This window comes from uncultured Catenibacterium sp., from assembly GCF_900540665.1.
Taxonomy (GTDB): domain Bacteria; phylum Bacillota_I; class Bacilli_A; order Erysipelotrichales; family Coprobacillaceae; genus Catenibacterium.
On sequence record NZ_UQGV01000001.1, the window covers coordinates 66,705 to 92,506 of the forward strand.

The window sequence follows — 25,802 nt, forward strand, 5'->3', positions numbered from 1 at the left end:
TATTCATGTAGGATTACTTAAAAAGGGGATGTAGATAAGTGAAAAGAGGCCTTCTAATTATCCTGAGTGGACCTAGCGGCGTAGGCAAAGGAACAGTCAGAGAACAACTATTTAAAGAAGAATCATTAAACCTTGCATATTCAATTTCAATGACTACACGATATAAGAGACCTGGCGAAAGAGAAGGAATCGATTATTTCTTTGTAGATGTTGATACATTCAAACAAAAGATTGAGCAGGGTGAATTACTGGAATACGCACAGTTTGTAGGTAATTACTATGGAACACCTAAAGCCTATGTAGATCAGCTACTAGATGAAGGTAAGAATGTTGTGCTAGAAATCGAAGTACAGGGTGCACTTCAGGTTATGAAGAAAGTACCAGATGCACTTACAATTTTCTTAGTACCACCTTCAATGGAAGAATTAGAAAAACGTATTCGTGGACGTAGAACAGAAGCTGAAGATGTTATTAAAGAACGTCTTGATAAAGCAAGAAGAGAAATTGCGACAAAAGATCAGTATAAGCATGTAGTGGTGAATGATGATGTTATGCGTGCTAAAGATGATATTGTCAAGATTATCGAAGAGAACATGAAGTAGCCATCTGGCTGCTTTTTCTTTTTTACGGAGGTGATTTTATGTTCAAGGTAGAAGTATTAGTAGAACATCCTGTTCAGGCATTAGATCGTGGCTTTTCTTATTTATCTAAGAAGCCGATTCTTACAGGAATCCGTGTACAGGTTCCATTTAATCATCGTCAGGTGGTTGGTTATGTCTTATCAGTTGAAGAAGTTCAACTAACGCAAAAAGAACTAGAAGAAAGAGATGGCTTTAAATACTCTTATATTCATTCTGTCATAGATGAAGCACCACTTTTAAATAATGAATTAATTACACTAGCCCATCGTATGTCCAAGATGACACTTTGCCCACTGATTGCCTGCTTTCAGGCAATGCTGCCAGGTACTTTAAAACCCTCTACACATAAAATGGTCGGTATTAAGACGAGACAATGTGTAAGAGTAATCAATACAGGAACACCTAAAACAGTGAAACAGAAGGAATGTTTCCGTATGCTTTTAGATCACGGAGAAATGTTTCTTAAGGATATCCCTTATTCTAGAAGTGTCATCTCATCTCTTGAGAATCAAGGATTAATAGAGATTTATAATAAAGAAGTACAGCGTAATCCTTATACAGGAAATGATTTAAAAGTCAATAATGAAATTACTTTAACTCCACTTCAAAAAAGTGTTGTGAGTGGAATTCTTCATACCTCTCAGACTATTTCTCTTATTCATGGAGTTACAGGATCAGGTAAGACAGAAGTCTATATTGCGCTGACTAAAAAGATGTTAGAAAAGAATAAAACAGTACTTATGCTTGTGCCAGAAATATCCTTGACACCGATGATGGAACGTATTTTTAAAGAACGTTTTCATGACGAAGTGGCAATCATTCATTCTCGTTTATCACAAGGAGAAAAATATGATGAATATCGTCGTATAAAAAAGGGTGAAGCCCGTATTGTAGTAGGAGCGCGTTCTGCAATCTTTGCGCCAGTTGAGAATCTAGGACTCATCATTATGGATGAAGAACACGATATGAGCTATAAGCAGGACAATACACCACGCTATCATACATTATCTATTGCGAAGATGCGTGCAGAGAAAAATAATGCGAAGATTATCCTAGGTAGTGCGACACCATCTGTAGAAACATATGCGAGAGCACAAATTGGAATCTATGGCTTATTTGAGATGAAAGAAAGAATTAATGGTAAACCATTACCTTATTGCGAAGTGGTTGATATGGGCAATGAAGCACGTCAGGGGAACTATTCACTTTTATCTCAAAGAATGCAGCAGCGACTAAAAGAGACTCTGAATAAGGGAGAACAGGCGATGATTCTTTTAAATAAGAGAGGCTATGCGTCTTTTATTAAATGTGAATCGTGTGGTGAACCGATCCGCTGTCCACATTGTGATGTGACACTTACTTATCATAAAGCAGAAAACAGATTAAAATGTCATTTATGTGAATATTTCACTTCTGTACCTCAAGTCTGTCCTGAATGTGGTAGTACACATCTTAAAAAGATAGGGTATGGTACACAGAAAATAGAAGAAGAATTAGAAAAGAAATATCCAGACGCACGTATTATTCGCTTTGACTTTGATACAACCCGTAATAAGAATACACATTTAAAATTACTTAAAGATTTTGAAGAACATAAAGCAGATATTATGCTTGGTACACAGATGATTGCGAAGGGGCTTGATTTCTCCAATGTCACATTTGTAGGGGTTCTTATGGCTGATCTGTCTCTTATGGTACCGGATTTTAGAGCTTCTGAACGCACATTCCAGTTATTATGTCAGGTAGCAGGAAGAAGCGGTCGAGGAGATAAGCAGGGGACTGTTATGATTCAAACATTTAATCCTGAACATTATGCAATCAAGACAGCTGTGAAGCAGGACTATGAAGCTTTCTTTAAGGAAGAGATGTTATTTAGAAAGAAAGCAAAATATCCACCATTCTGTCACCTTGTATCAGTCATTGTACAATCCCGTACACCAAAGAATGTTCATTTGACAGCTTTGGATATAAGCAAGTATTTAAAGGAACATTTAGAAAAGGTACGCATTATCGGCCCTCAGCCGGCCTTTAAGATGCAGGATACCTATCGTGAAAGAATTTTGATTAAATATATAGAATCTAAACCAATCTATGAACAATTAAGTATCATTGATGACTATTATAACCGTACAAGAAGAGGAGGTGTCATTGTGGCATGCGATTTTAATCCGTATTCCACATATTAATATGAAAGAAAGAGAAACAGCATTAGACATACTCATTGATTATGAAAAGAATGAAAGTTATTTAAATATCACTTTAAATCATACTCTTACTCAAGATTTCTCACCATCAGAAAGAGGTCTCATTACAACCCTCGTCTATGGGACTATTCAGAATCGTCTATATCTAGAATATCAATTAGAACCATACATCCATATTCGCTTAAAAGTTGTAGAGAGAATGCTTCTATTAATGAGCCTTTACCAGCATTTCTATTTAGATACACCAGATTATGCGATAGTGAATGAAGCAGTAGAAATTATTAAAGAAAGAAGAAATAAACGTGCAGGAGGCATGATTAATGCGATTTTGCATAGCTGTTTTAAAGAAACAAGATCTTTAGATGATTTGGATTATGATGAACGTTTATCTATTTATACAAGTCATCCATTATGGATGGTCAAGATGTTCAATGCACAATATGGCAAAGAAACAACAGAAAAGATTCTTCATGCTGATAATGAAGTTCCTTTAAAAAGCGGCCGTGTGAATACGTATAAGATGTCTCGTGAGGAATTCTTAAAGAAGTATCCAGAGTTTACTCCAGGCTATCTATCACCAGAAGGTGTGTTATTAAAAGAAGGCAATATTGCGCATACTGAAGCATTTAAAGAAGGTCTAGTCACTATTCAGGATGAATCATCACAGATGGTCGCTCGCTTATTAAATCCAGGTGAAGAAGATGTTGTATTAGATATGTGCGGAGCACCAGGCTCTAAAACAACACATCTTGGTACACTCATGAATAATAAAGGCTTGATTGATGTTTATGATCTTTATCCACATAAAGCAAAGCTTATTGAAGACAATGCGAAAAGACTTGGATTATCCAATATCCATGTTCATACAGGAGATAGTACAGACCTTTCATTATTTGATAAGCAGTATACAAAAATACTCTTAGATGGTCCATGTTCTGGACTTGGTGTTCTTTCTAGAAAACCTGAAATCAAGTACCATGACTCGGATGCAATGGATGAAATCATTCTTATTCAAGCAAAATTACTAGAAAATGCATATTCTTTATGTATAAAAGGTGGTAATATAGTGTATAGTACGTGCACTATAAATAAAAAAGAAAACGAAAAACAGATTGAAAAATTCATAAAGAAGCATCCCGATATGCATGTGGTAAAAGAGCGTACTATACTTCCATTTGAATATCACAGTGATGGCTTTTATATGTGTCTGTTAGAAAAGGATGTATGATGAAATCAATTTATGACTTAACACTTGAACAATTAAAAGAAGAATTAAAAGCGATGGGGCAGAAGCCTTTCCGTGCGAAACAGATCTATGAATGGATTTATGTAAAGAATGTCTATGATTTTCATCAGATGACTAATCTTTCTAAAGAACTTCAGGAAACACTTTCCAACCATTTCAGTGATGCGCTTTTAACTATCAAGGAAAAGCAGGTCGCACGTGATGGTACGACTAAATATCTTCTTGAATTAGAAGATGGAGGACTCATTGAAACAGTATTGATGATTCAGACTTATGGTCGTTCATTATGTGTCACAAGCCAGTTGGGCTGCAATATGGGCTGTTCCTTCTGTGCTTCAGGCTTATTAAAGAAACAGCGCAACCTTACAAGTGGTGAAATCGTGAAACAGGTCTTGACTGTTATGAATGATTTAAAAGAAAGGGTGACTCATGTAGTTGTCATGGGAACAGGTGAACCATTTGATAACTATGATGAAGTCATGAACTTCATCTATACAGTCAATGAACCTCATGGTTTAGCTATTGGCGCAAGACATCTCACTATCTCTACATGTGGTTTGATTCCTGGAATTGAACGTTTCTCTCATGAACCGATCCAGGTGAATCTAGCAATCAGCTTACATGCACCTAATGATGAAATCCGAAATGAATTGATGCCTATCAACAAACGTTATAATATGGATGATTTAAGAGATGCAATCAAGACATATATTGAACGTACAAATCGTCGTGTCACTCTTGAATATATTTTATTGAAGGATGTCAATGATGATATCAAATATGCACGTCAGTTAGCGCATTATCTTCGTGGATTAAATGTCTATGTTAATTTAATTCCTTATAACCCTGTAGATGAACATGGCTATAAACAATCTCTAGGTCATACAATTACTGCATTTAAGGATGAACTTATTCGTTTGCATATTAATTGTACTTTAAGAAAAGAACATGGCCGTGATATTGATGGCGCATGTGGACAGTTACGTGCAAAAAGAGAGAAAGGAGCATAATATGGCTATCTCCGCGATGACTGATATCGGAATAAAAAGGGCAGTGAATCAAGATAGAGCAGTCTATAAAATTAAGAATCATGAAATCGTTGGCGTATTGTGTGATGGAATGGGTGGTCATCTTGCAGGTGAAGTTGCTTCAACACTTGTGAGTCGTTATGTGATTGAACATTTCTTTGATCATTCACCATTTCTAGATGATGAATCTATTCATGCCTGGATTTCATCTTTACTATTAACTGCCAATGATCTTGTGAATAAGGAAAGCGATATGCATAGTGAATATGCAGGCATGGGGACTACAATTGTCATCTGTTATATGGATGGTAAGAATACTTATGTATCCCATGTGGGTGATTCTAGAGCTTATTTGTATAAAGATACATTAAAGCAGATTACAGCAGATGATACTTTTGTGAATGAACTTGTAAAAAGAGGTTTGATCAATGAAGAAGAAGCCTCACATCATCCAAAAAGAAATGTCTTAGTGCAGGCTATTGGTATTAAAGAAGCTTTACGTATTTCTTTTTATAAGATTGAAGAAGATTATCGTGCAATATTACTCTGTTCAGATGGATTATATAATTCTCTCTCATCTCAACAGATTGAAGAAATACTACAAAAAAATGCATCAGTTGATCAAAAAACTGAATGCCTCATTCAATCAGCCAATGAATTTGGCGGATTAGATAATATTGGTGTTTTACTAATTGAGAAGGGAGAAGCATAAGATGAGTGAAAAAGGACGTATTCTTGCTGACCGTTATGAGTTAAAAGAACTTATTGGACAGGGCGGTATGGCCGATGTCTATCTTGCATATGATGATATATTAAAAAGAGAAGTAGCAGTCAAAATACTTCGTTCTTCTTTGACAGGAGACCCTATTTATATTACACGTTTCCATCGTGAAGCACGTGCAGCAGCTGCATTATGTCATCGTAATATTGTAGAAATCTATGATGTAGGTGAAGAAGATGATCTTTACTATATTGTCATGGAATATGTACGTGGTCAGACGTTAAAAGAATTAATTAACAAGCGTGGTGCACTTCATTATGTTGAAGCTGTGGATATTATGAAACAGGTTGTTTCAGCTACTGCACTTGCACATTCTATGGGTATTGTACATCGTGATCTGAAGCCTCAGAATATTCTTGTCACTGATTCTGGTATTGTAAAGATTGCGGATTTCGGTATTGCCTCAATCCAGTCTTTATCCCAGGTGACTCAGACTGATACGATTATGGGCTCGCTTCACTATCTTGCACCAGAAATCGCAAGAGGTGAAAAAGCAACACCACAGAGTGATATTTATGCCTTAGGTGTTGTCTTCTATGAATTACTAAGAGGAGATGTGCCATTTAATGGTGAGTCACCAGTAAATATCGCATTAAAGCATATGCGTGATGAAATTCCTTCAGTACGTGCTTATAATCCAGCGATTCCTCAGTCAGTAGAAAATATCATTATCAAAGCAACTGCTAAGAATACAAATAATCGTTATCAGTGTGCAGATGATATGTTAGATGATTTAGATACATGCTTAGAACGTTTAGATGAAGAAAAGCTTACTTTTGACCAGGTCAATACTGATCCAACTATTATTGCGAGCGATTCACAGTTCTTTACTAAAACAGCACCTATTGATCCTGAAACAACACAAACAGAAATTGAAGAAATCAAGCCTCAGGATGAGAAGAAAAAAGAACCAATGGATAAGAAAAAGAAGATTGCGATTGGTGTGGCGATTGGTGCTGTCATTGTATGTCTTGCGATTGTAGCAGGTTTCTTCTTGTTTAGTGGTAATCAAGATGGTACTATGATGGATCTAGTTGGTAAGACTGAAAAAGAAGCGAAAGCCTTATTGATTGATAAAGGTTATAAGGTATCTGATGATATCGATTATGAACTTAGCGATAAGTATGAAAAAGGACTCATTATTGCGACTGATCCGGAAGCAGGACATGCTATTAATAAGGGCGATACTGTGACATTAACTCTATCTAAGGGTAAATATATTGTCATGGAAGATTATACAGGTGTGTCTTATGATACAGCTTATAAGAAACTTACAAAGCTTGGCTACAAGGTGAAGAAGTATGAAAAATCTGATGATGAATATAAAGAAGGTATCGTTATCGGACAGTCTATTTCTGAAGGAGAAAAACAGGATCCTAATGAAAAAGGCAAGATTATTACTTTAACAGTTTCTAAGGGTGTTACTATTACAGTTCCATCACTTTATGGTCAGGACATCAATGCCGCAAAATCAACATTGGAAAGCCAGGGCTTTACTAATGTAAAATTATCTGTTCTTCCATCACCTACTGATAGTGCAACAATTAACTCAATGTCTATTAATACAGTCGTTAAACAGTCTGTTGCACCTTATACTCAGGTAACAAGCAAGGGAACTGAAATTATCTTATATTATTACGATAAGAAACCTGCTACACCTACACCTTCTCAGCCTGATTTACCAGAAGAAGATGATGATGACTCAAGTACATCTGCACAATCAGAATAGGTGAATATATGCCTAAAGGTCAAATTATAAAAGTTCTTGCAGGATTCTACTATGTAGATACAGGTGAAAAAGTTGTAAGCTGTAAGGCACGCGGTAAATTTAGAAATAGAGGACAGAAACCTCTTGTAGGAGACTTCTGCAGCTTCCAGGAAGAAAAGGATGGTTCAGGTTATATCCTTTCTCTTGATGAAAGACATAACCAGTTAGAAAGACCTGCTATTTGTAATATAGATCAAGCTCTTCTTGTATTTTCTATTGCCCAGCCGGACTTTGATCAGATGCTTCTTGATCAGTTCCTCGCAATGGTTGAATATGAGAAGATTAAGCCAATTATCATTATTACTAAGATAGATCTTAATAGAGAACTTGTTCCTGTAATCAAAAAGAAGTACAATGCATATGATCTATATTTTGTATCCAGTAAAGAAAATGAGGGTATTGAAGAAATCAAACCACTTTTAAAGAATCGTGTTACAGTTGTGACAGGACAGAGTGGTGTAGGTAAATCAAGTCTTCTGAATGCCTTAAACATTGAATTGAATATTGAGACAAATGAAATCTCACAGGCATTAGGAAGAGGAAAACATACGACAAGACATGTTGAACTGATTCCGATGTATGGTGGCTATATTGCAGATACACCTGGTTTCTCTTCTTTGGAACTGAAGATGGAACCAGTAGAACTAGCGACTACTTATCATGATTTTAGAGAATTATCTCGTCATTGTAAGTTTAGGGGATGTCTTCACGATAGTGAACCAAAGTGTGCTGTGAAAGAAGCTGTTGAAGCAGGAGACATAGATCAAACAAGATATGAAGATTACCTGCAGTTATTAAAGCAGGTAAAAGAAAGGAAAGATAAAAGATATGGTTAAAATTGCACCTTCAGTATTATCCGCTGATTTTGCGCATCTTAAAGAAGATATTGATACAATCTATGATGGAGGAAAGTCATGGATTCATTATGATGTCATGGATGGACACTTTGTACCGAATATTTCATTTGGTTATAGTATCTTGAGTAATGTCCGTGCTGTCACTGATTTATTTATTGATGTTCATTTGATGATCACTGATCCAGGTCAGTATTTAGATGAATTCATCAATGCAGGTGCAGATCTCATTACATTCCATATTGAAGCTGTATCAAGCGTACAGGAAGCACGTGTCCTTGTTCAGCGTATTCATGATGCAGGATGTCTTGCTTCTATCTCTATTAAACCAGGAACTGATGTAGAAGCTATTAAACCATTCCTAGATGATTTAGATATGGTTCTTGTTATGAGTGTTGAACCAGGATTTGGAGGTCAGTCATTCAATCCTGCAGCATTAGATAAGATTACTGAATTAAAAGAAATCAGAAATGATAGACGCTATCTTATTGAAGTAGATGGTGGTATCAATGAAAATACAGCCAACCTATGCCGTGGGGCTGGGGCAGATGTTCTTGTGGCTGGAAGCTATGTCTTCAAAGCAGAAAATAGACAGGAAGCTATTGACTCACTCAAATGAAAATAGGCTTATACGCAAGCATGAATAATGGGGATGTCTTCAATAAAGACATCCCTTATATTGCGATTGATGGTGGTTTAGAACATCTGCACCGTCAATTTATTAAACCATTATTCGCAATCGGAGACTTTGATTCTCTAGAACATAAAGAATATCTTGAGGGGCTAGAAGTTTTGAGTTTTCCTACACATAAGGATGAAACAGATACCGAACTCGCCATTAGTGAAGCACTTAATAGAGGTTATGATGAAATAGATCTTTATGGTGTCATTGGTGGACGTATTGATCATTTTCTAGGAGTACTCATTTATTTAAGACAGCATCCAGATATTAAGATTACACTCTATGATGAAATCAATAGAATCTATTTGCTGCCTAAAGGAACACATCAAATAGACTGTACTGAGTATAAGTACTTCTCCTGCTTTACTGAAAAGACTTGTACTCTCACATTAAAGAATTGTGATTATCCTCTTGATGGTTATACATTAGAACCTCATGATCCATTATGTATCTCTAATCAATGTCATGGCATTCTAACAATTGAAAATAGTGAAGATCTTATCTTCATTGAATCACAAAGAATAGGGGAATAATATGGCAGAAAATAAAGACTTTCTTGCGACTGAACCAGTAGGTAAACTATTAAGACAACTTGCTTTACCGACAGTCATAGCTCAATTAATCAACATGCTCTACAATATTGTAGACCGTATGTTTATTGGTCATATTCCCCATACTGGTGCACTTGCGCTAACAGGAGTTGGTGTCTGTATGCCGTTAATCATGATTGTGACAGCCTTTGCCTCTCTAGTAGGAAATGGCGGGGCACCACGTGCTTCTATTTATATGGGACAGGGAAATCATGATCATGCAGAAAAGATTTTAGGAAACTGTTTTATTACACAGATTATTGTCTCTATTGTATTAACACTTATTCTATTCTTTGGAAATCGTACCTTCCTACTTGCTTTTGGTGCAAGCAGTAACACAATCTCTTATGCAGTTGCTTATATGAATATCTATGCGATAGGAACGCTTTTTGTCCAATTAACACTAGGTATGAATATGTTTATTACGGCCCAGGGGTTTGCGAAGAACGGAATGATTTCTGTCGTCATTGGGGCATTATGTAATGTCATCCTCGATCCTATTTTAATCTTTGGATTCAATCTAGGTGTCAAAGGTGCGGCTCTTGCGACAATCATCTCACAGGGGTGTTCATGTCTTTATGTTCTTCGCTTCCTATTTGGCAAAAAGACCAAACTTAAAATAAAAAAGAAAAACTTATCTTTAGATAACTCAGTCATCTTACCTTGTCTTGCATTAGGCCTTTCTACCTTTGTGATGCAGTCAAGTGAAAGTGTCATCCAGGTCTGCTTTAATTCTTCTTTATTAAAATATGGAGGAGATATTGCAGTAGGCGCAATGACAATCTTGACTAGCGTCATGCAGTTTGCGATGCTTCCTTTACAGGGATTAGGACAGGGGGCACAGCCAATTATCAGTTATAACTATGGAGCTAAGAATAAAGAACGTGTTCAAATGACATTTAAATTATTACTAAAAGTCAATCTTGCATTCTCAATATGTATTTGGCTTCTTATTCAGATTTTCCCACAATTATTTGTAGGACTATTTACGAACGCATCAGAACTCTCACTCTTTACCACAAAAGCACTTCGAATCTATATGGCTGTTGTAGGATTATTTGGAATTCAGATTGCTTGTCAGATGACATTTGTAGCTTTAGGTAATGCGAAAGCCTCTGTAATAGTGGCAGTCACTAGAAAATTCATTCTCTTAATACCACTTATTTATATTATGCCTGCATTACTTGCAGATAAGACAATGGCTGTTTACTTGGCAGAACCAGTGGCAGATCTTTTTGCGATTACATTTACAGTATTATTGTTTAGAAAACAATTCAAGAAAGCATTGAGTGAACTGAGTTAACCTCAGTTCATTTTTTGCGGGTAAAAGTCAAATATGTTATAATTATGTTATTCAAATTGAGGAGATTATGAAATGGACGCAAAGGTAAATTTAAAAAATAATATATATATTATCCTACGGATGGGCTTATTCACCTTTATTTTTCTGGGAACAGAATATCTCTATGTAGATTTACTTTCACAAATCTTAGTACATAATGAGACAGTTGTACTTGCACAAAATTATGCATTAGGTGCGAGTACAATTGGTTTCCTATTGTATCCTATATTTAATCGTTTATTGAGTAATCACTTTAAAAAGATAGGTCTCCTATTAATTGGTTTTATATCTACTTGTGGACTTGTCCTCATGACTTCATCCTTTACTTTTGCGATAGGACTTCTATTATTTCTTATACTAGGAATATTAGGAAGTGGTGTCTATTATCACTCTATGTGTATGATGGAGACGGATCAGTATCTTGCAAGAGTAGTAGGGATATCTTATTTTCTAGGTATCATGCTTCAATTTTTAAGTAATAATCTGATTCAATCAAAGGTTATACAATCTATTTTATTATCTATTTCTTTATTGATATTGTTCATTCTTTTGATCAAAAATAGACCAATATCTCTTCATGAAGAAAAACGGGCTCAAAAATCAAATACAGTAGGAATTATCTTGATTATATTAATTGCGTTAATGACATGTATGTTTAGTACTTTAGATAATGCAGTGACATTGGTTCATGCAGGAGGACATATGGATATCGGTCAATGGCCTAGAATCCTTCTTGCCTTGAGTGGCTTAGTCTCTGGTTTTATTTTTGATTTACAAAATAGAAGATATATGGGAATCACTATTTACTGTATTATGGTCTTATCCACTATCTGCATTGCGGTACTTAAATTTGCAGGTCCATTTACGTTAGGACTTATGATCTTTTATTTATCAGCTGGTTTCTTTGCGGTATTCTTTATAACTGCATTCATGGAAATAGCGCGTTATATGAAGGTGCCAGAATTATGGGCTGGTATGGGACGTGCAATCAATAATATCATTGCAGCGATTATTGCGAGTCCAGTACTTGTGTTACTTTCTTCAAATAGTAATCTATCCGTAATTATCCTAATCTTAGTGTTATTTGTGGCAGTAAGTATTGTCTCTGTGATTTATACAGTTCAAAAAAATAACTTTATCAAGAAGCAGACGACAGAAGTCATAGATGAAAAAGAGAAGATTAGAAGATTCTCTGAACTATATTCATTGACTGAAAGAGAATCAGAAGTATTTGATCATCTTGTGAATACTGAAGATAGTATTCAAGTGATTGCTGAAAATCTCTATGTATCTAAAAGAACATTAGAAAGATATGTCTCAGCTATCTATGAAAAAACAGGTGTTAAATCCCGTATTGGTTTATTAAATCTCTATAATAAGTAGAGCCTTTCATTTTTGAAGGGCTTTTTTTTTATTTGTTTAAAAAACTGCTTATATAACATGTAAATCTTGTTTTGGCGGTGCTCCGCCAAGGCCATTTCTTTGTTTTGGCGGACTTCCCTTATATACTTACACCTATTTACCTCCTACAATAACACTAGCATTTGTATCAATAGATGCATGGAAGGAGGAAAGTCATGAATACAGCCCAAAGAATGCTTCCGTATGCGAGACAATATGTGATCATAGCCATCTATGAAATACTAGAGCATGATGGTGTACCCTATAAAAAAACGGACTCGTCAACAGTCGTATTCCATGGAAATAAAGGCATCTTTTCTGTTTCTGTAAGTGAACAGGTAAAAGGAACATAACTATTTGTCACAATGGAACATGCAAATGCAGCCTTATCACAAGCTGGTTCACAGCGTGCGATTAACGCTATCACCAGACAAATCTCAGATTATATTGAAAATGAAACAGTTATGGCGAAGTATTCGCCAAAAAGAATTTTTAAGAGCTTCATAATCAGGCTAAGGAAATGGAGGAAATGTTATGAATAAACTTACAAAGACATTAAGAATTGCATGTATGATACTCATTGCGATTATGATTGGAATATCAGATATGATCAGTGCAAGTGCTACAACAATCACAAATAATGGACAATATTCACTCGTATTACATTCTGATCCCGATGGTTGGAATCCAAACTTTGAAGGTGAATATGGTAAAATAGTTAAATTTAACGTTGCAGAGGGAGAAACAACAATTAAAGTATCTGAGCTTACAAAAGGTATTACACCATTCAATGGAGAAAATGAATTCTCTCATTGGGAAACAATGGAAGGAGAAAAAGCTGGTGATGAATTAAATATCTCTGATTTTACACAAGAAGGTAATTTTTATACTTCTAGTGGTGAAGAAATCAGTTATTCTAAGGGTTTAATTTTAAATGCAAAATTCCAAGATAAATCATTAAATGAATCTGGAAACTATTATGTAACTTTAGATGCTTTTGGCGGAACTCTTAATGGTAAAGCAGAAGTTTTATTACAGAGTAAAAAAGAAGAATTCAAGACCATTGATTTAACTCAGTATACACCAGTAAGAAAAGGTTATACTTTTGTAGGCTGGGATTTAAATGGAGAATTTGTGAATTCAGTAGATGCATCCGCTTTTATAAAAAATTCTGCTGTAAGAATTACTGCAACTTATAAAAGTGATACATTTGATAATAAATATATTACAGTAACACTAAACGGGAATGGTGGCATGATTGAAGGTAAGGAATCTCATATATGTAATTATGTAGGTGGAGCTAATTCAGGAACATCTATGTCACTATTACCATATACACCAGTGAGAGATGGTTATACTTTTAATGGCTGGAATACTAAAAAAGATGGTAGTGGAAAAAATCTAAAATATATCTACTGGAGATCCTGGGATAACGATGAAGAGTCAAATAAAGAATTTGATAAAGATACTTTAATTGAAGAAAGTGATGGTTATTCAAGATATAAAAATATTACTCTCTATGCATCTTGGACTAAGAATCCTGATTCTACACCAGAACCAATAGAAACAGTTAAAAAACTAGAAAGTACTGGAGACATTCAGGGAACTATTGAATTTGAAGAAGGTATTAATAAGAACTACAAACTAGATATTAAGAAAGTAGAAGTAAAGAAAGACTTAACAAATAAGAACATTAAGTTTATAGCTGATATTAATGTATTGAATGGTGATACTGTTGTAAAGATTGCCCATACAAAGATGAAAGTCAGACTTGCATTGCCAGAAGATTTAAAAGGTTATGATAAGTATGAAGTTGTTTATATTTTAGATGATGAGATTAAAGAAGCAATTCCTGCAGTTATAGAGGATGGTTATATTACCTTCATTACAACTCACTTAAGCCAGTATGGAATTATCGCTACTAAGAATAATACAGCTGCCCAAGACAAGAATACTGTTATTACTCCAAATGGTAATAATTCCGCTAATACATCAACTAAAAATAAGAAAACTGATAAAATAGTAAAGGATACTCCTAAAACTGGAGATAACACAAATCTTGTATTAGTAATTGGTACATTATTAATCAGTGCTTTTGTATGTATGAGTTTAAAGAAGAAAAAAGAAATGTAGAGCCTAAGAAAGGGGGCTGACAATATGAAAACAAAATTTTGTAAAATGAAGCTGTTGCCGGTCTTTCTTACATTATGTATTGTGCTATTATTAGTGCCTTGTACTGTATTTGCACAAGATATTAATCTTCCGTCAGGAGTAAAATATACATCAAATTATCATCATCAATATTATACAAAGATTGATGTGAATGCGAATGTATCTATAAAGGACCTAGATGGCACTGTAGTTGAAACAAAACAAGTTACTAAAACCAGTGGGAATTTTCTTAAAGGTGGTTTAAGTGATGAAGCAGTAAAAAGTACACTTTCAAATATATGGTCTGATATTGAGACACCATATAAATCACAGGGAACTGTAAAACATGAGAACAATGATGGTAAAATGAGTTTTGATCACTTTGATAGTGGGCATTTTTATACATTTACTCCTAAAATTGGAGATGTTATTACTTTTGAAACAGAAGAAGAAGCACAACAGTATTTTGATGAACATCAAGATGCAACAGGCACTTTTAATAAACTTCTGGATGTTTATGAGTATCAGATCTACAAAAATACTTACGATTTAATTGTAGAAAAAAATACTTCTCCAGCAATTACTCAAGTAAATATTAATAGCTTATATAACTATGAGGTGGGAAGTACACCTCATGCAACTGCAAAATTATCTCAAGATGAAAATGAATATGAGATTGCATATGAGTGCTGGGAAGAAATGGAAAATGGTGAACCTATCGCATTCTGGTATTCAGATGAAAGTAAATATATTCCATCGATGAAGAGAATCACTAAGTTTGAAGATGGTAAAACTTATATGTATTCTATTGAACTACGTGAAAAGGATGGCTATAAATTTAGTGATCAATGTGATGTATATATAAACAACAAAAAACAGTCTACAGTCATTAAAACTATCAATGGATTATTCATACCTTCTATTGAGACAATTCACCCAGCAACATTAAAAGAAATTGGTACAATTGAAATCAATAATGCAACATTAAACTTCAAGGATGGAGATAAGCCGGTATTTACTGGCACAACTCCAGAAAATGCGAAATATATGCTTGTCTTTGAAGAATGGAGAACAGATGGTGAATGGACTCGTTCTGACAAATGGTTTAATGATGATGAACATCATGGAAATGATAAAATTATAACTACTTTTGATAAGAATAAGACTTATCATTATAATCTCTTTGTCCAGCCAACTCACAACGCAGGTAGTGAAGGATGGGTATTTGGTCCACATACTAAGCTGATTATTAATGGTAAAGAAGTAACTTATACGTATAAGACTGATGCAGAATATGAGAATGGTCTAAGATATGACTTCTTTGTATTTACTCCAATTAATATGATTCCTGAATCAACTCATACACATAGCTTTAAGTGGTTTATTGACAAAGAAGCGACTACAACAGAAAAAGGTTCTAAACATGAAGAGTGTACTATTTGTGGCTATAAGAAAACTGATATTATAGTAAAGGATACTCCTAAGACTGGAGACAACACAAATGTCTTTTTAGGACTATCAGTATTCGTTCTCTCATTGTTTGGATTAGTTGCGTTATATAAGAAAAAGTATACAGAGTAAATATGATGAGGCGGTTCAGTCACTGAACTGCCTTTTTTTGACTTCTTTCATAAAAATACATTATAATGAAATAGATTGAAAGAAGGATGAATATATGAGGAATTTAGAAGATATAAAAAGAAGTGGATTTAAAATCATTGAACAAAAAAGAGAAGAATTCATGAAACAAAGTATCCTCTCTGATGAATTTTTAGATTTATTGGATAAGAATAAGAAACCATTCGATTTATTGATGTCTTATTATCGTTGTGCAGTAATGGAAATAGAAACAAAATTCAGAGTATTAGATCAGGAATATTCTTTAGAATATGATGGCAACCCTATTGAAAGCATCAAATCACGTATTAAATCATATGATAGTATTGCGAGAAAAGTAAGACGCAAGAATATTCCAATGACTATGGAATCATTAGAAGAAAATATAAGAGATATTGCAGGAGTCAGAGTTGTTTGTTCATTTCCTGAAGATATTTATGAACTTGCAGATAGCTTCTTAAGACAGGATGATATTACTTTGATTGAGATGAAGGATTATATTAAAAATCCTAAACCTAGTGGTTACCGTAGTTTACACTTAATTGTGCAGGTACCAATCTTCTTGCAGAAGACAAAGAAGTATGTTTATGTAGAAGTACAGCTTCGTACTATTGCGATGGATTTCTGGGCAAGTCTAGAACATAAACTGCGTTATAAGAAGAATATTCCTGAAGATGAAGCAAAGCTTATTGCACAGGAACTTTATGACTGTTCAGTAGAAAGTGCTAAACTAGATGAACGTATGCAGAAGATACGTTCAATGATGAATAAAGGAGAATCTAAATAGATTCTTATAGAGGAGATTGTGCAGAATACTTTGTAAAGGTATACTATAAATATCAAGTAAAGGAGTGTTGGTATGGATACGAGAGATATTCGCTGTTTTCGTCTTGTTTATGAAGAAGGAAGCATTAATAAAGCAGCACAACAGATATTTATTACACCATAGGGATTAAGCCGTATTATTGTTAAACTAGAAAATGAACTTAAGACTCAGCTGTTTGAACGTACTGCTAACGGTACTATTCCTACTGAAAGTGGTCATTATTTCTATGCTCAGAGTCAGGAACTCTTATATCAGCTAGAGGACTTAAAACAAAAGCTGCAACAATTCAACTAACGTCAGCGTACAATCCATATAGGATTTGCCTGTGGTTCGCTTAACATACTACCTTTAGAACAGATTTCTCATTTGACAGATCATTTTCCTGGGTTACAGATACAATGGGATGAATTAGAAAATAATGAAGTGATAGAGAGACTCTGTGATAATACACTTGATGTAGGGGTTATGGTTGGTGCTTGTTCTTTTAAAGAATTCTCATCTATTTCTATTTATACAGGTAAGATGAATGCGATTATATATCCTGGTCATCCATATTATGATAGAGAAGTACTAAGTATTAAGGATTTGCAGAATCAACCATTAATAACTATGAGTCAGAAATACTCAACTTATCATAATCTTATTCAACGTTGTGGAGATTTTGGATTTACACCTAATATTATAATCAGTACTATGGAAAACCCATTGATATATCGATTCTGCTTTGAAAATAATTGGAATAGGTATTGATGCGGATATTCACTTGAAAGAAGAATTATTTGAAGATCTTAAGAAGATAGAACTTATTTATGCTATTCCATGGACATTAACGCTCGTATATAGAGAAAACACAGTAAATGATGACATTATTTCTAGGTTGAAGGGAATATGTTGTGGTATTTGACACTTTTATGAGTGTCTTTTTTTCATAAAACATAAAATTCTTGTGATAAAATCATACCTATGGTTTAATTGGATTATGTGAATCAGAGTCAAAAGAGGTGATATTTTGAAAAAAGATATAGAGCTGGTGGTGAAGAAGAATGTTGAGTTTAATGATAATAATAGTGCTCAGTTTATCTATAGTGATTTATATCAGCCTTTATCCTGGCCAGATGAATATCCATGCTTCATTCAGATTCATTCCGAATGGCCAGTACAGGATGTACCATTGCATTGGCATCATGGTCCGGAACTTATTTACAGCAGGAATCAGGAAATAAGATTTATTGTCGATACAGAAAAAACTGTTATCCATCCTGGAGAATGTATTCTTATAAGTAGTGGTGCCATTCATAATGTTGAACCTAAAAAAGAAATAAGAAATCAGGATGTCATGTCGCTTACATTTAAAGGAACTTATATTGAAAAATTGTATCCTAAACTAAGACAGACTAAAATATGTTTTATGAGTCCTGATTCTACAGATGAGGACCGAAAGGAATTAATAGATAATTGTGAAAAACTCTATAGCATTCTAGAACAAGATTCCAAAGATTATTTTGCGTTAAATGAGGTTTTATTTCATATTTTAGGATTAATCTTTAATTGCTTTGTATGTAAAGAACGCAATGAAACACAAAGCTCTAAATATAATCATGATAAGATGAGTCTTGTCTTGCAGTATGTAGAAGAACATTATCAAGAAGAACTGACTGTACAGTCTATTGCAACGGAGTTTGGTTATTCTAGAGAATATTTTAGTAGGCTATTTAAACGTTATGCAGATGTGAGTTTTAAGCAATATATTAATGAATTCAGACTTATGAAAGCTTCTAATGAACTATATACAACAGATAAGCGTATTGCAGATATAGCCTATGACAATGGATTTGCGGATGAAAAGAGCTTTTATGCTTCATTTAAGAAGAAGTACAATATGACACCACTAGAATATAGAAAAAACAAATATCAAGAGATATCAGATCAATGATCTGGTATTTTTTTTGTTTAAAAAATGTAAGCGCATGTCACAAATCGGAAGAAAGAGGTTACAAAACGGATAATAAGCGAGAAATTAACAATATACAATATAACTGTAATAAAAAAAGAAAAGAGGGATAAAAAAATGAATCAAAAAACAGATTTAAAAGGTGGAAGACTAAAAGTCTTCCAGGTGGCAGTATTATCATTATCGCTGCTACTAGCGAGTGTATCAGTAGGAGGATGTCTACTAGGAGACTTAGCTAAAGAATTCCCAGATGCACCTACTTGGTATTTACAGATGTTTGTTACTTTCCCAGTTATTGGTGGAATGATTGCGAATATCATTGGTGGTGCTATGGCATCTAAAGTAGGTAAAAAGAATTTATGTCTTATTGGTATTATGATGTGCTTTATTGGTGGTTTCTTCCCAATGTTTGCGCCAACTTTAGGTTTAAAGATTGGAATTCGAGTTATTGCAAGCTTAGGTGTAGGCTTAATTCAGCCATTATCTGCATCTTTAATTGTGGATTTCTTTGAAGGAAAAACAGCTAATATGATGATGGGATTACAGTCTTCTTGTGTAGGACTAGGAGCAAGTATCTTCTCTTATACAATGGCAGCTATCATGGTTTACAATTGGCATTTTGCGTATTGTGCTTACTTATATGCACTTGCAATCTTCTTATTAGTATTATTTGGTATTCCTTCATTTGTGAATGAAGTAGGTAAAGTAGAAAATACAGAATCTCATGTAGAAAAGAAAGAAAACGCAAAACTTCCTAAGATTGCTTATGTTGGTTTCGCATTACAGTTATTATACTGCTTAGGTTATTGTGCAATTGATAACTGCTTATCACTTGCATCAGTAGAAACAGGTGTTATTACTACAGTACAAGCCGCATCTATTGCAAGCTGGGGTGGCATTGCTTCATTAATCGGTGGTTTATTCTTTGGCTTTGTGAAAAATAAGATTGGTATGAAGGTTGGTCCTTTATCATTAGTATTAAATGTAATCGGCCTAGCTATTGTGGGTATGACTCATACAACAGTAATGTGGTATATTGGTGTTACAATCTTAAAGGTAGGTTTCTGCTGGTGGATGCCATTTATTAACTTCTTTGTGAATGATGGCACTGATGAAACAAACTCAGCCCTTGCAACATCATTTGGTTTTGTGGGTAACTCTTTAGGCTCATTTATATTTGGTTATGTTCTAGCAGGTGCAAGTGCTATGTTTGGTGGTATTAGTTCACATCAGGCATTTATCTATGGTGCAGTCGTTGTTGTAGCTGTATTATTCATTCTACTTGCATACAATGCAACTAATAAAAAGAAAGTAATTGCGTAAGAGGTGGTAAATATGTTTGATTATAAAAAGATTATGGATGAAAGAACATTGTTGGATCCTATTCCTACAACTGTTCCTAAAGATTTTCCTCATACAGATGAGGTACCAGAAGGATGTCATGTTATTGATGAATTACCTGATGACTGGGGCTATTATGTAGATATTCATACAGATGTACACTATGCATCACGTGATGGTAGAGATTTAAAGCTGATTATTCTTGAACCAAGAGTTCATTTTGGAGCATCTGATGAAGAAATGGCAAAACCTAGAAAATGGCCATGTGTGGCATATATTCAAGGTTCAGCATTCCATGAACAGTGGTTATGGAACAATATCTCACGTCATATTCGTTTAGCCGAAAAAGGCTATGTGGTCGCTATTATCCAACATCGTCCATCAGAAGTATCACCATTTCCTGCACAGACGCAGGATGCGAAAACAGCTATTCGTTTCTTAAAAAAGAATGCGGATGAGTATCATATTGATGTGGATCATATGGCAGTTGCAGGTGATTCTTCAGGAGGTCATACAGCTTTAATGGCTGGATTTACTGGAGATAGAGAACCAGACACAGATTTATATGCAGAATATTCTGCAGAAGTGAATTGTATTGTAGATGTTTATGGCCCTACAGTATTCTCTTTAATGAATTATTATGAAAGTTCGCAGAACCATTATGATCCAGAAAGTCCAGAAGGATTTGAAATAGGACAGAAGAATGTCTTAGAAAATCTAGAATTAGCTGCAAAGACTATTCCAATGAATTATCTTTCAAAGGATATCCCAACACCACCTACATTGGTTATTCATGGAAGCAGAGATATGCTTGTACCATTCAATCAAAGTTGCCAGCTTTATAACTATATGAAGGAAATGGGTAAAGAAGTAGAATTCTATAAGCTTAATAATGCGAACCATGGCTGTTTAGGATTTGATAATGATACTGTACTAAACATTGTCTTAGAGTTCTTGAATAAGCATATTTAAAATGAAACTCAATAAAAATAGTATAGGACTCATAGGAGCGCTACTTATACTGAGCACTGCAGTGCTTCTTCCTGATCATATAGGCCTAGGAGTTATCCCTAATAGAACATTAGGAATACTTCTAGCATTCCTATGTTTATTGATTACTGAAGCTTTACCTATTATTATCATAAGTTTACTTATTTGTGCATTGATGCCAGTATTGAAGGTTACAGATCAATTAAAAACATCCTTTATTGGCTTTAGTGAACCTGTCATTTTCTTTGTAGTCGCATCATTTGGGATAGCTGCAGCTTTAACAGTCATTCCTGTTGCACAGAGAATACTTAGAAAATTATTAAAACTATTTGGTAAGAATATTGAAAATGTTGTTCTTGCATTAATGATTGCCTGCGCACTAATGTCTTCTGTTATTTCTAATATTCCCACATGTGCTATTTTTATGGCAATCGCAATCAAATTTCTAGATATCTATGAAAATGAAGAAGACAAAAGAAAAACAGGAAGGGCATTAATGATTGCGATTCCTGTCTCGAGTATGATTGGTGGCATGATGACCCCTGCTGGAAGTTCTATTAATATTCTTGCAATGGCACAACTTGAAAAATATACGGGACTTACAATCACATTTGTAGAATGGATGAAGTTTGGAGTTCCTATAGCCTGTATAATGATTCCAATATCTTGGTTCATATTTGTGAAAATCTATCGCCCATCACAGGTCAGTGAAGAGAGTATTAAGCAATTTATCTATCATCTAGATATTCCAGACAAGATGGATGTACGTGAATATATAGTCTTAATAATTGTAGGTGGTATGTTAGTGTTATGGATTCTTTCTTCCTGGATTCATGATATTAATATTATTGTAGTTGCAATTATTGGATGTAGTTTATTATTTCTTCCTGGTATTAACATACTTGATGCGAAAACATTTGTAAGAGAGAATAGCTGGGATGCATTTTTTCTAGTTGGGGCATTAACTTCTGTATGTCATATGCTTTTTGAAAATGGTATTATCCAGTCTATTACAAATTCCATTCCTCCCTTAACATCATCAATTGTAGTACTAAGTGGAATATGTGCTGTATTTATTTTTGGCCTACTTCTCATAATACCTGTCGCCACAGCACTTGTTCCTCTTGTTATACCTATATTTATAACTATCGCGATTGGTTCGGGAGTTTCACCTATTGCAGTAACAATTACAGCATCATTATGTGCCTGTAACTGTTATTTATTTCCACTTGATACAGTACCTCTTCTTACTTACAGTAAAGGGTATTATTCAATGATAGATATGGCAAAAGCAACTTGGCTTTTACAGGTGATTATGGTTATTTTATGTATGGTTTGGCTACCTCTTGCAATTATGATATAAGATCTCACTTTCTTATGAAAGTGGGATTTTTTTGTACATATCTCTTGATAATGGAAGTTGATTTTTGTTTTGTGTATCTCAGAAGTGATTGTTTTACAGACTTTCTGGTGAATTACTTATTTTGTCTGGTATTGTAAAGCAGTGTCAGATTTGTTGTCAAAAAATGATGAGAAATGGAGAGTGTTAATATAATGAAGTGTAGAGAAAAGCGTGAGTCATAGCAATATAGCTTCTATTTTTCTATATGGAAAGAAACATATATTGATTACTAAAGAACAGATAAGAACTTACGATAAATTTTCAAAAAAACAGACAGTTAATTGCATACATGTTATAATTTTTCTGTATTTTGAAAAAAGCAGATTACAAATGAATGTTTCAAAATATATATAAGAGGTTCGAAAACAAAACTTTCAAAAGCATTATGTGTATCATACTCAATTGTCAATAGGTAACAGGGTTATAAAGCAATAGAATTATTCTGTTTCGAGCATGGTATTGATTTTAATAACTCTAATAATGAATAAATTATCGGATATATATTGAGAATAACTGCATCAATAAAGCACATTACTTATGCAGATCTAGATTCAATCTTTATTTGTTTTGATCACGAACAGTAATATCAATTAGTATACGAGGAGGTATAATTCATGTATCAGGATTTATCTTTTATGAAGGTTCCGCTTCCAGAGGACGTTCTGAAATTAAAAATTTATGGTGATTATGCTGGAACCCAGAAAATGATTCGTTATTTTCTGGAAGAAAAGGATATTCCACAGGCGCTTAGAAAACGTCTGGAAATCGAACAGGAAGTCATTGGTGTTATGGGTGGTAATGAGTATCCTTTTACTTATGATGAAGCATTGGAGATTATGACGAGTCATCTTCGTGATTTCAAAAAAGAAGAGTTAGATCATCTGAAAGAAATCAGTGCAGCAGATTGGATTTATATTGATGGTGAGGTACATTTCCAACGTCGATTCTATGAAAATCTAATTAAGACTCGTCCAGATTACGCAAAGCGTGTCATTACAGAAAATCCAGAGGATGAAAAGCAAAATCATATAAATCAGAATCTACTTAATGATAATATACATTATATGAAAGAACATGGAGGAAGAACTGTACACACTCGTATACGTTCAACAATAAAAGCTAAGAAAGAATTCGAAGAGGTAGGACGCAAGGTTTGTGTACATCTTCCAATTCCAAAGGTATACGAACAGGTTTCTAATGTAGAAATTCATGCATCTAATCCAGAGATTACATATGTAGCACCTTTTGATGCGCCACAGAGAACAGTATATTTTGAGACTGAACTGAAAGAGAATCAGGAGTTTATGGTTGACTATTCATTTGATTACCATGTGAATTATGTAGAGTTAGATCCTGCCAAGGTATCTGAAGAACAGCCAGATTTCTGTCTGGAAGAGCAGACACCACATATTGTATTCACTCCTTACTTAAGAGAGCTGAGAGACGAGCTGGCAGGTGATGAGACGAATCCAATTATTTTGGCGCGTCGATTCTATGATTTTGTGACAACAAAAGTTATGTATTCTTTCATGAGAGAGTATTTTACAATTGAATGTATTCCAGAATACTGTGCAATTAATCTGAAAGGTGATTGTGGTGTTCAGGCATTACTGTTTATCACACTTTGCCGCATGTCTGGAATTCCAGCACGCTGGCAGTCAGGTTTGTATGTGACGAAGTATTATACAGGATGCCATGATTGGGCACAGTTCTATGTAGCACCGTATGGATGGGTATTTGCAGATCCTTCCTTTGGTGGAAGTGCATGGCGTGAAGGAGACAAAGTACGTTGGAACTATTACTTTGGTAATCTCGACATTTTCCGTATGCCAGCTAACTCTGAAATCCAAAAAGAATTCATGCCGGAGAAAAAATGGCTTCGCATCGATCCGATTGATAATCAGAGAGGAGAATTTGAGTACGAGGATCATGGTCTTCGTTTCTCCCAGCTGGATGTATCACAGGAACTGATTTCTATGGAAGATATTGAAAAATAAGCAGATAATATAAAACCAATGATTGGATTAATAACGGCTTCGGGGAGCAATAATGCCTCTTGAAGCCGTTATTGTGTACTACTACGACTTAATACTCTGTATTTGAAATCGTAGCTTATAGGATGCCTGTACATGTATTTTAAAAATTTCTATATGTATTATATCATATCTTACTACGCTTTTTCTCAATCAAATGCATTATCGGATTTCAGCCCTCACCGTCTATATTTATATTGAGGCGGGGAATTGCCGTATCTTTAGATAAAATATCAGAAATAGACGCCTTTGCAAGTAGACTTGCAAGGCTTTTATTTTTATCATTTTACATAGCTCGTAGCCTTCACAAAATCTTCATGAAATAATTAGCACACGCCTCTTGACAGTGCTAATAAAAGTGATATACTAGCATTAGCACAAGAGAAAGAAGAGTGCTAAAAAGGAGTGATTGCGATGAATAGTGAAAAATGGACAGAAGCAATGCAGGAAGCATTTGGACGTGCAGCTCAGAATGCATTGGCGCTTAATCAACAGATTGTAGATGTTGAACATCTCATGTATGCATTATTAGAAGATAGTTCAGGTATTTTCTATAGAGTACTTACAAAACTGAATATCTCTATACCAGAAGTACAGGATCTAATAAATGCGGAGATCAATAAGAAGCCTAGTGTGGGGCAGGTGACTCAGGATCAGCTTCGTTTAAGTTATGATCTTAATAGCTGGATTGCGAATGCGGAAAAAATTAAGACAGAATATAAAGATGACTATATGAGTGTAGAACATCTTATTCTTGCATTATTTAATACGCAAAACACTTTTATTAAAAACTTTGTATCTCGTTATAATTTGAATAAAAAAGAAGTTGAAAAAGTAATTAAGGAAATGAGAGGAGGACATAAAGTGGATACTCCAAACCCAGAAAATAACTATGAAGTATTAGAAAAATATGGACGTGATCTTGTGAAAGATGTGAAAGATGGCAAGATTGAT

At 34.5% G+C, this 25,802-nt stretch carries 25 protein-coding genes; all 25 read left to right on the top strand.

Annotated elements, in window-relative coordinates:
* The first annotated feature begins 38 nt into the window (after nucleotides 1-38).
* Entirely contained in the window at nucleotides 39-602 is a 564-nt protein-coding gene (gmk, locus tag QZQ55_RS00420; protein WP_295088504.1) for a guanylate kinase, read from the top strand.
* A gap of 38 nt (nucleotides 603-640) precedes the next feature.
* Nucleotides 641-2,827, top strand: coding sequence for a primosomal protein N' (gene priA, locus QZQ55_RS00425; protein WP_295088507.1), 2,187 nt, complete (start codon nucleotides 641-643; stop codon nucleotides 2,825-2,827).
* Nucleotides 2,784-4,073 carry a 16S rRNA (cytosine(967)-C(5))-methyltransferase RsmB gene (rsmB, locus tag QZQ55_RS00430; RefSeq protein ID WP_295088510.1) on the top strand — a complete coding sequence of 430 codons (1,290 nt, stop codon included), beginning with the start codon at nucleotides 2,784-2,786 and terminating at the stop codon, nucleotides 4,071-4,073. Before priA ends, rsmB begins: the two co-directional genes overlap by 44 nt.
* Nucleotides 4,073-5,101: a 23S rRNA (adenine(2503)-C(2))-methyltransferase RlmN gene (rlmN, locus tag QZQ55_RS00435; RefSeq protein WP_040389721.1), complete on the top strand. Its 1,029-nt coding sequence runs from the start codon at nucleotides 4,073-4,075 to the stop codon at nucleotides 5,099-5,101. Before rsmB ends, rlmN begins: the two co-directional genes overlap by 1 nt.
* 1 nt (nucleotide 5,102) lies before the next feature.
* Complete coding sequence (locus QZQ55_RS00440) at nucleotides 5,103-5,831, top strand: Stp1/IreP family PP2C-type Ser/Thr phosphatase (RefSeq protein ID WP_295088513.1); 729 nt, start codon at nucleotides 5,103-5,105, stop codon at nucleotides 5,829-5,831.
* Between the two features lies 1 nt (nucleotide 5,832).
* Entirely contained in the window at nucleotides 5,833-7,629 is a 1,797-nt protein-coding gene (pknB, locus tag QZQ55_RS00445; RefSeq protein ID WP_295088516.1) for a Stk1 family PASTA domain-containing Ser/Thr kinase, read from the top strand.
* A gap of 8 nt (nucleotides 7,630-7,637) precedes the next feature.
* Nucleotides 7,638-8,504, top strand: a complete 867-nt coding sequence (gene rsgA / locus QZQ55_RS00450) for a ribosome small subunit-dependent GTPase A (RefSeq protein WP_295088518.1) — start codon at nucleotides 7,638-7,640, stop codon at nucleotides 8,502-8,504.
* A complete protein-coding gene (rpe, locus tag QZQ55_RS00455) occupies nucleotides 8,497-9,141 on the top strand; it encodes a ribulose-phosphate 3-epimerase (protein WP_295088521.1) in 645 nt (214 codons plus the stop codon). The genes rsgA and rpe overlap by 8 nt, the downstream gene beginning before the upstream one ends.
* Nucleotides 9,138-9,737, top strand: coding sequence for a thiamine diphosphokinase (locus QZQ55_RS00460; RefSeq protein ID WP_295088524.1), 600 nt, complete (start codon nucleotides 9,138-9,140; stop codon nucleotides 9,735-9,737). Before rpe ends, QZQ55_RS00460 begins: the two co-directional genes overlap by 4 nt.
* Nucleotide 9,738: 1 nt before the next feature.
* Nucleotides 9,739-11,097, top strand: coding sequence for an MATE family efflux transporter (locus tag QZQ55_RS00465; protein WP_295088527.1), 1,359 nt, complete (start codon nucleotides 9,739-9,741; stop codon nucleotides 11,095-11,097).
* A 72-nt stretch (nucleotides 11,098-11,169) separates the two neighbouring features.
* Nucleotides 11,170-12,519 carry a helix-turn-helix transcriptional regulator gene (locus QZQ55_RS00470; protein WP_295088529.1) on the top strand — a complete coding sequence of 450 codons (1,350 nt, stop codon included), beginning with the start codon at nucleotides 11,170-11,172 and terminating at the stop codon, nucleotides 12,517-12,519.
* Nucleotides 12,520-12,713: 194 nt separating this feature from the next.
* Nucleotides 12,714-12,890: a hypothetical protein gene (locus QZQ55_RS00475; RefSeq protein ID WP_295088532.1), complete on the top strand. Its 177-nt coding sequence runs from the start codon at nucleotides 12,714-12,716 to the stop codon at nucleotides 12,888-12,890.
* A gap of 181 nt (nucleotides 12,891-13,071) precedes the next feature.
* Nucleotides 13,072-14,670: an InlB B-repeat-containing protein gene (locus QZQ55_RS00480; RefSeq protein WP_295088535.1), complete on the top strand. Its 1,599-nt coding sequence runs from the start codon at nucleotides 13,072-13,074 to the stop codon at nucleotides 14,668-14,670.
* A 24-nt stretch (nucleotides 14,671-14,694) separates the two neighbouring features.
* Entirely contained in the window at nucleotides 14,695-16,269 is a 1,575-nt protein-coding gene (locus tag QZQ55_RS00485) for an LPXTG cell wall anchor domain-containing protein (RefSeq protein ID WP_295088539.1), read from the top strand.
* Between the two features lie 94 nt (nucleotides 16,270-16,363).
* Nucleotides 16,364-17,092 carry a GTP pyrophosphokinase family protein gene (locus QZQ55_RS00490; RefSeq protein WP_022424689.1) on the top strand — a complete coding sequence of 243 codons (729 nt, stop codon included), beginning with the start codon at nucleotides 16,364-16,366 and terminating at the stop codon, nucleotides 17,090-17,092.
* Nucleotides 17,093-17,164: 72 nt separating this feature from the next.
* Nucleotides 17,165-17,254, top strand: coding sequence for a LysR family transcriptional regulator (locus QZQ55_RS00495; protein WP_295088542.1), 90 nt, complete (start codon nucleotides 17,165-17,167; stop codon nucleotides 17,252-17,254).
* A gap of 15 nt (nucleotides 17,255-17,269) precedes the next feature.
* Nucleotides 17,270-17,425 carry a hypothetical protein gene (locus tag QZQ55_RS10830; protein WP_363128263.1) on the top strand — a complete coding sequence of 52 codons (156 nt, stop codon included), beginning with the start codon at nucleotides 17,270-17,272 and terminating at the stop codon, nucleotides 17,423-17,425.
* Nucleotides 17,426-17,437: 12 nt separating this feature from the next.
* Nucleotides 17,438-17,881: a LysR family transcriptional regulator substrate-binding protein gene (locus QZQ55_RS00500; protein ID WP_295088566.1), complete on the top strand. Its 444-nt coding sequence runs from the start codon at nucleotides 17,438-17,440 to the stop codon at nucleotides 17,879-17,881.
* Nucleotides 17,856-18,035 carry a hypothetical protein gene (locus tag QZQ55_RS00505; RefSeq protein ID WP_295088545.1) on the top strand — a complete coding sequence of 60 codons (180 nt, stop codon included), beginning with the start codon at nucleotides 17,856-17,858 and terminating at the stop codon, nucleotides 18,033-18,035. The genes QZQ55_RS00500 and QZQ55_RS00505 overlap by 26 nt, the downstream gene beginning before the upstream one ends.
* Before the next feature lie 105 nt (nucleotides 18,036-18,140).
* Nucleotides 18,141-19,064 (top strand): AraC family transcriptional regulator, encoded by a 924-nt coding sequence (locus QZQ55_RS00510; RefSeq protein WP_295088548.1) that lies wholly within the window; start codon nucleotides 18,141-18,143, stop codon nucleotides 19,062-19,064.
* Nucleotides 19,065-19,199: 135 nt separating this feature from the next.
* Nucleotides 19,200-20,405 (top strand): MFS transporter, encoded by a 1,206-nt coding sequence (locus QZQ55_RS00515; protein WP_295088551.1) that lies wholly within the window; start codon nucleotides 19,200-19,202, stop codon nucleotides 20,403-20,405.
* A gap of 12 nt (nucleotides 20,406-20,417) precedes the next feature.
* Nucleotides 20,418-21,395, top strand: a complete 978-nt coding sequence (locus QZQ55_RS00520; protein ID WP_295088553.1) for an alpha/beta hydrolase — start codon at nucleotides 20,418-20,420, stop codon at nucleotides 21,393-21,395.
* Between the two features lies 1 nt (nucleotide 21,396).
* Nucleotides 21,397-22,776 carry an SLC13 family permease gene (locus tag QZQ55_RS00525; RefSeq protein ID WP_295088556.1) on the top strand — a complete coding sequence of 460 codons (1,380 nt, stop codon included), beginning with the start codon at nucleotides 21,397-21,399 and terminating at the stop codon, nucleotides 22,774-22,776.
* A 653-nt stretch (nucleotides 22,777-23,429) separates the two neighbouring features.
* A complete protein-coding gene (locus QZQ55_RS00530) occupies nucleotides 23,430-24,812 on the top strand; it encodes a transglutaminase-like domain-containing protein (protein WP_295088559.1) in 1,383 nt (460 codons plus the stop codon).
* A gap of 450 nt (nucleotides 24,813-25,262) precedes the next feature.
* A partial coding sequence (locus QZQ55_RS00535; protein ID WP_295088562.1) for a Clp protease N-terminal domain-containing protein occupies nucleotides 25,263-25,802 on the top strand: 540 nt, incomplete at its 3' end.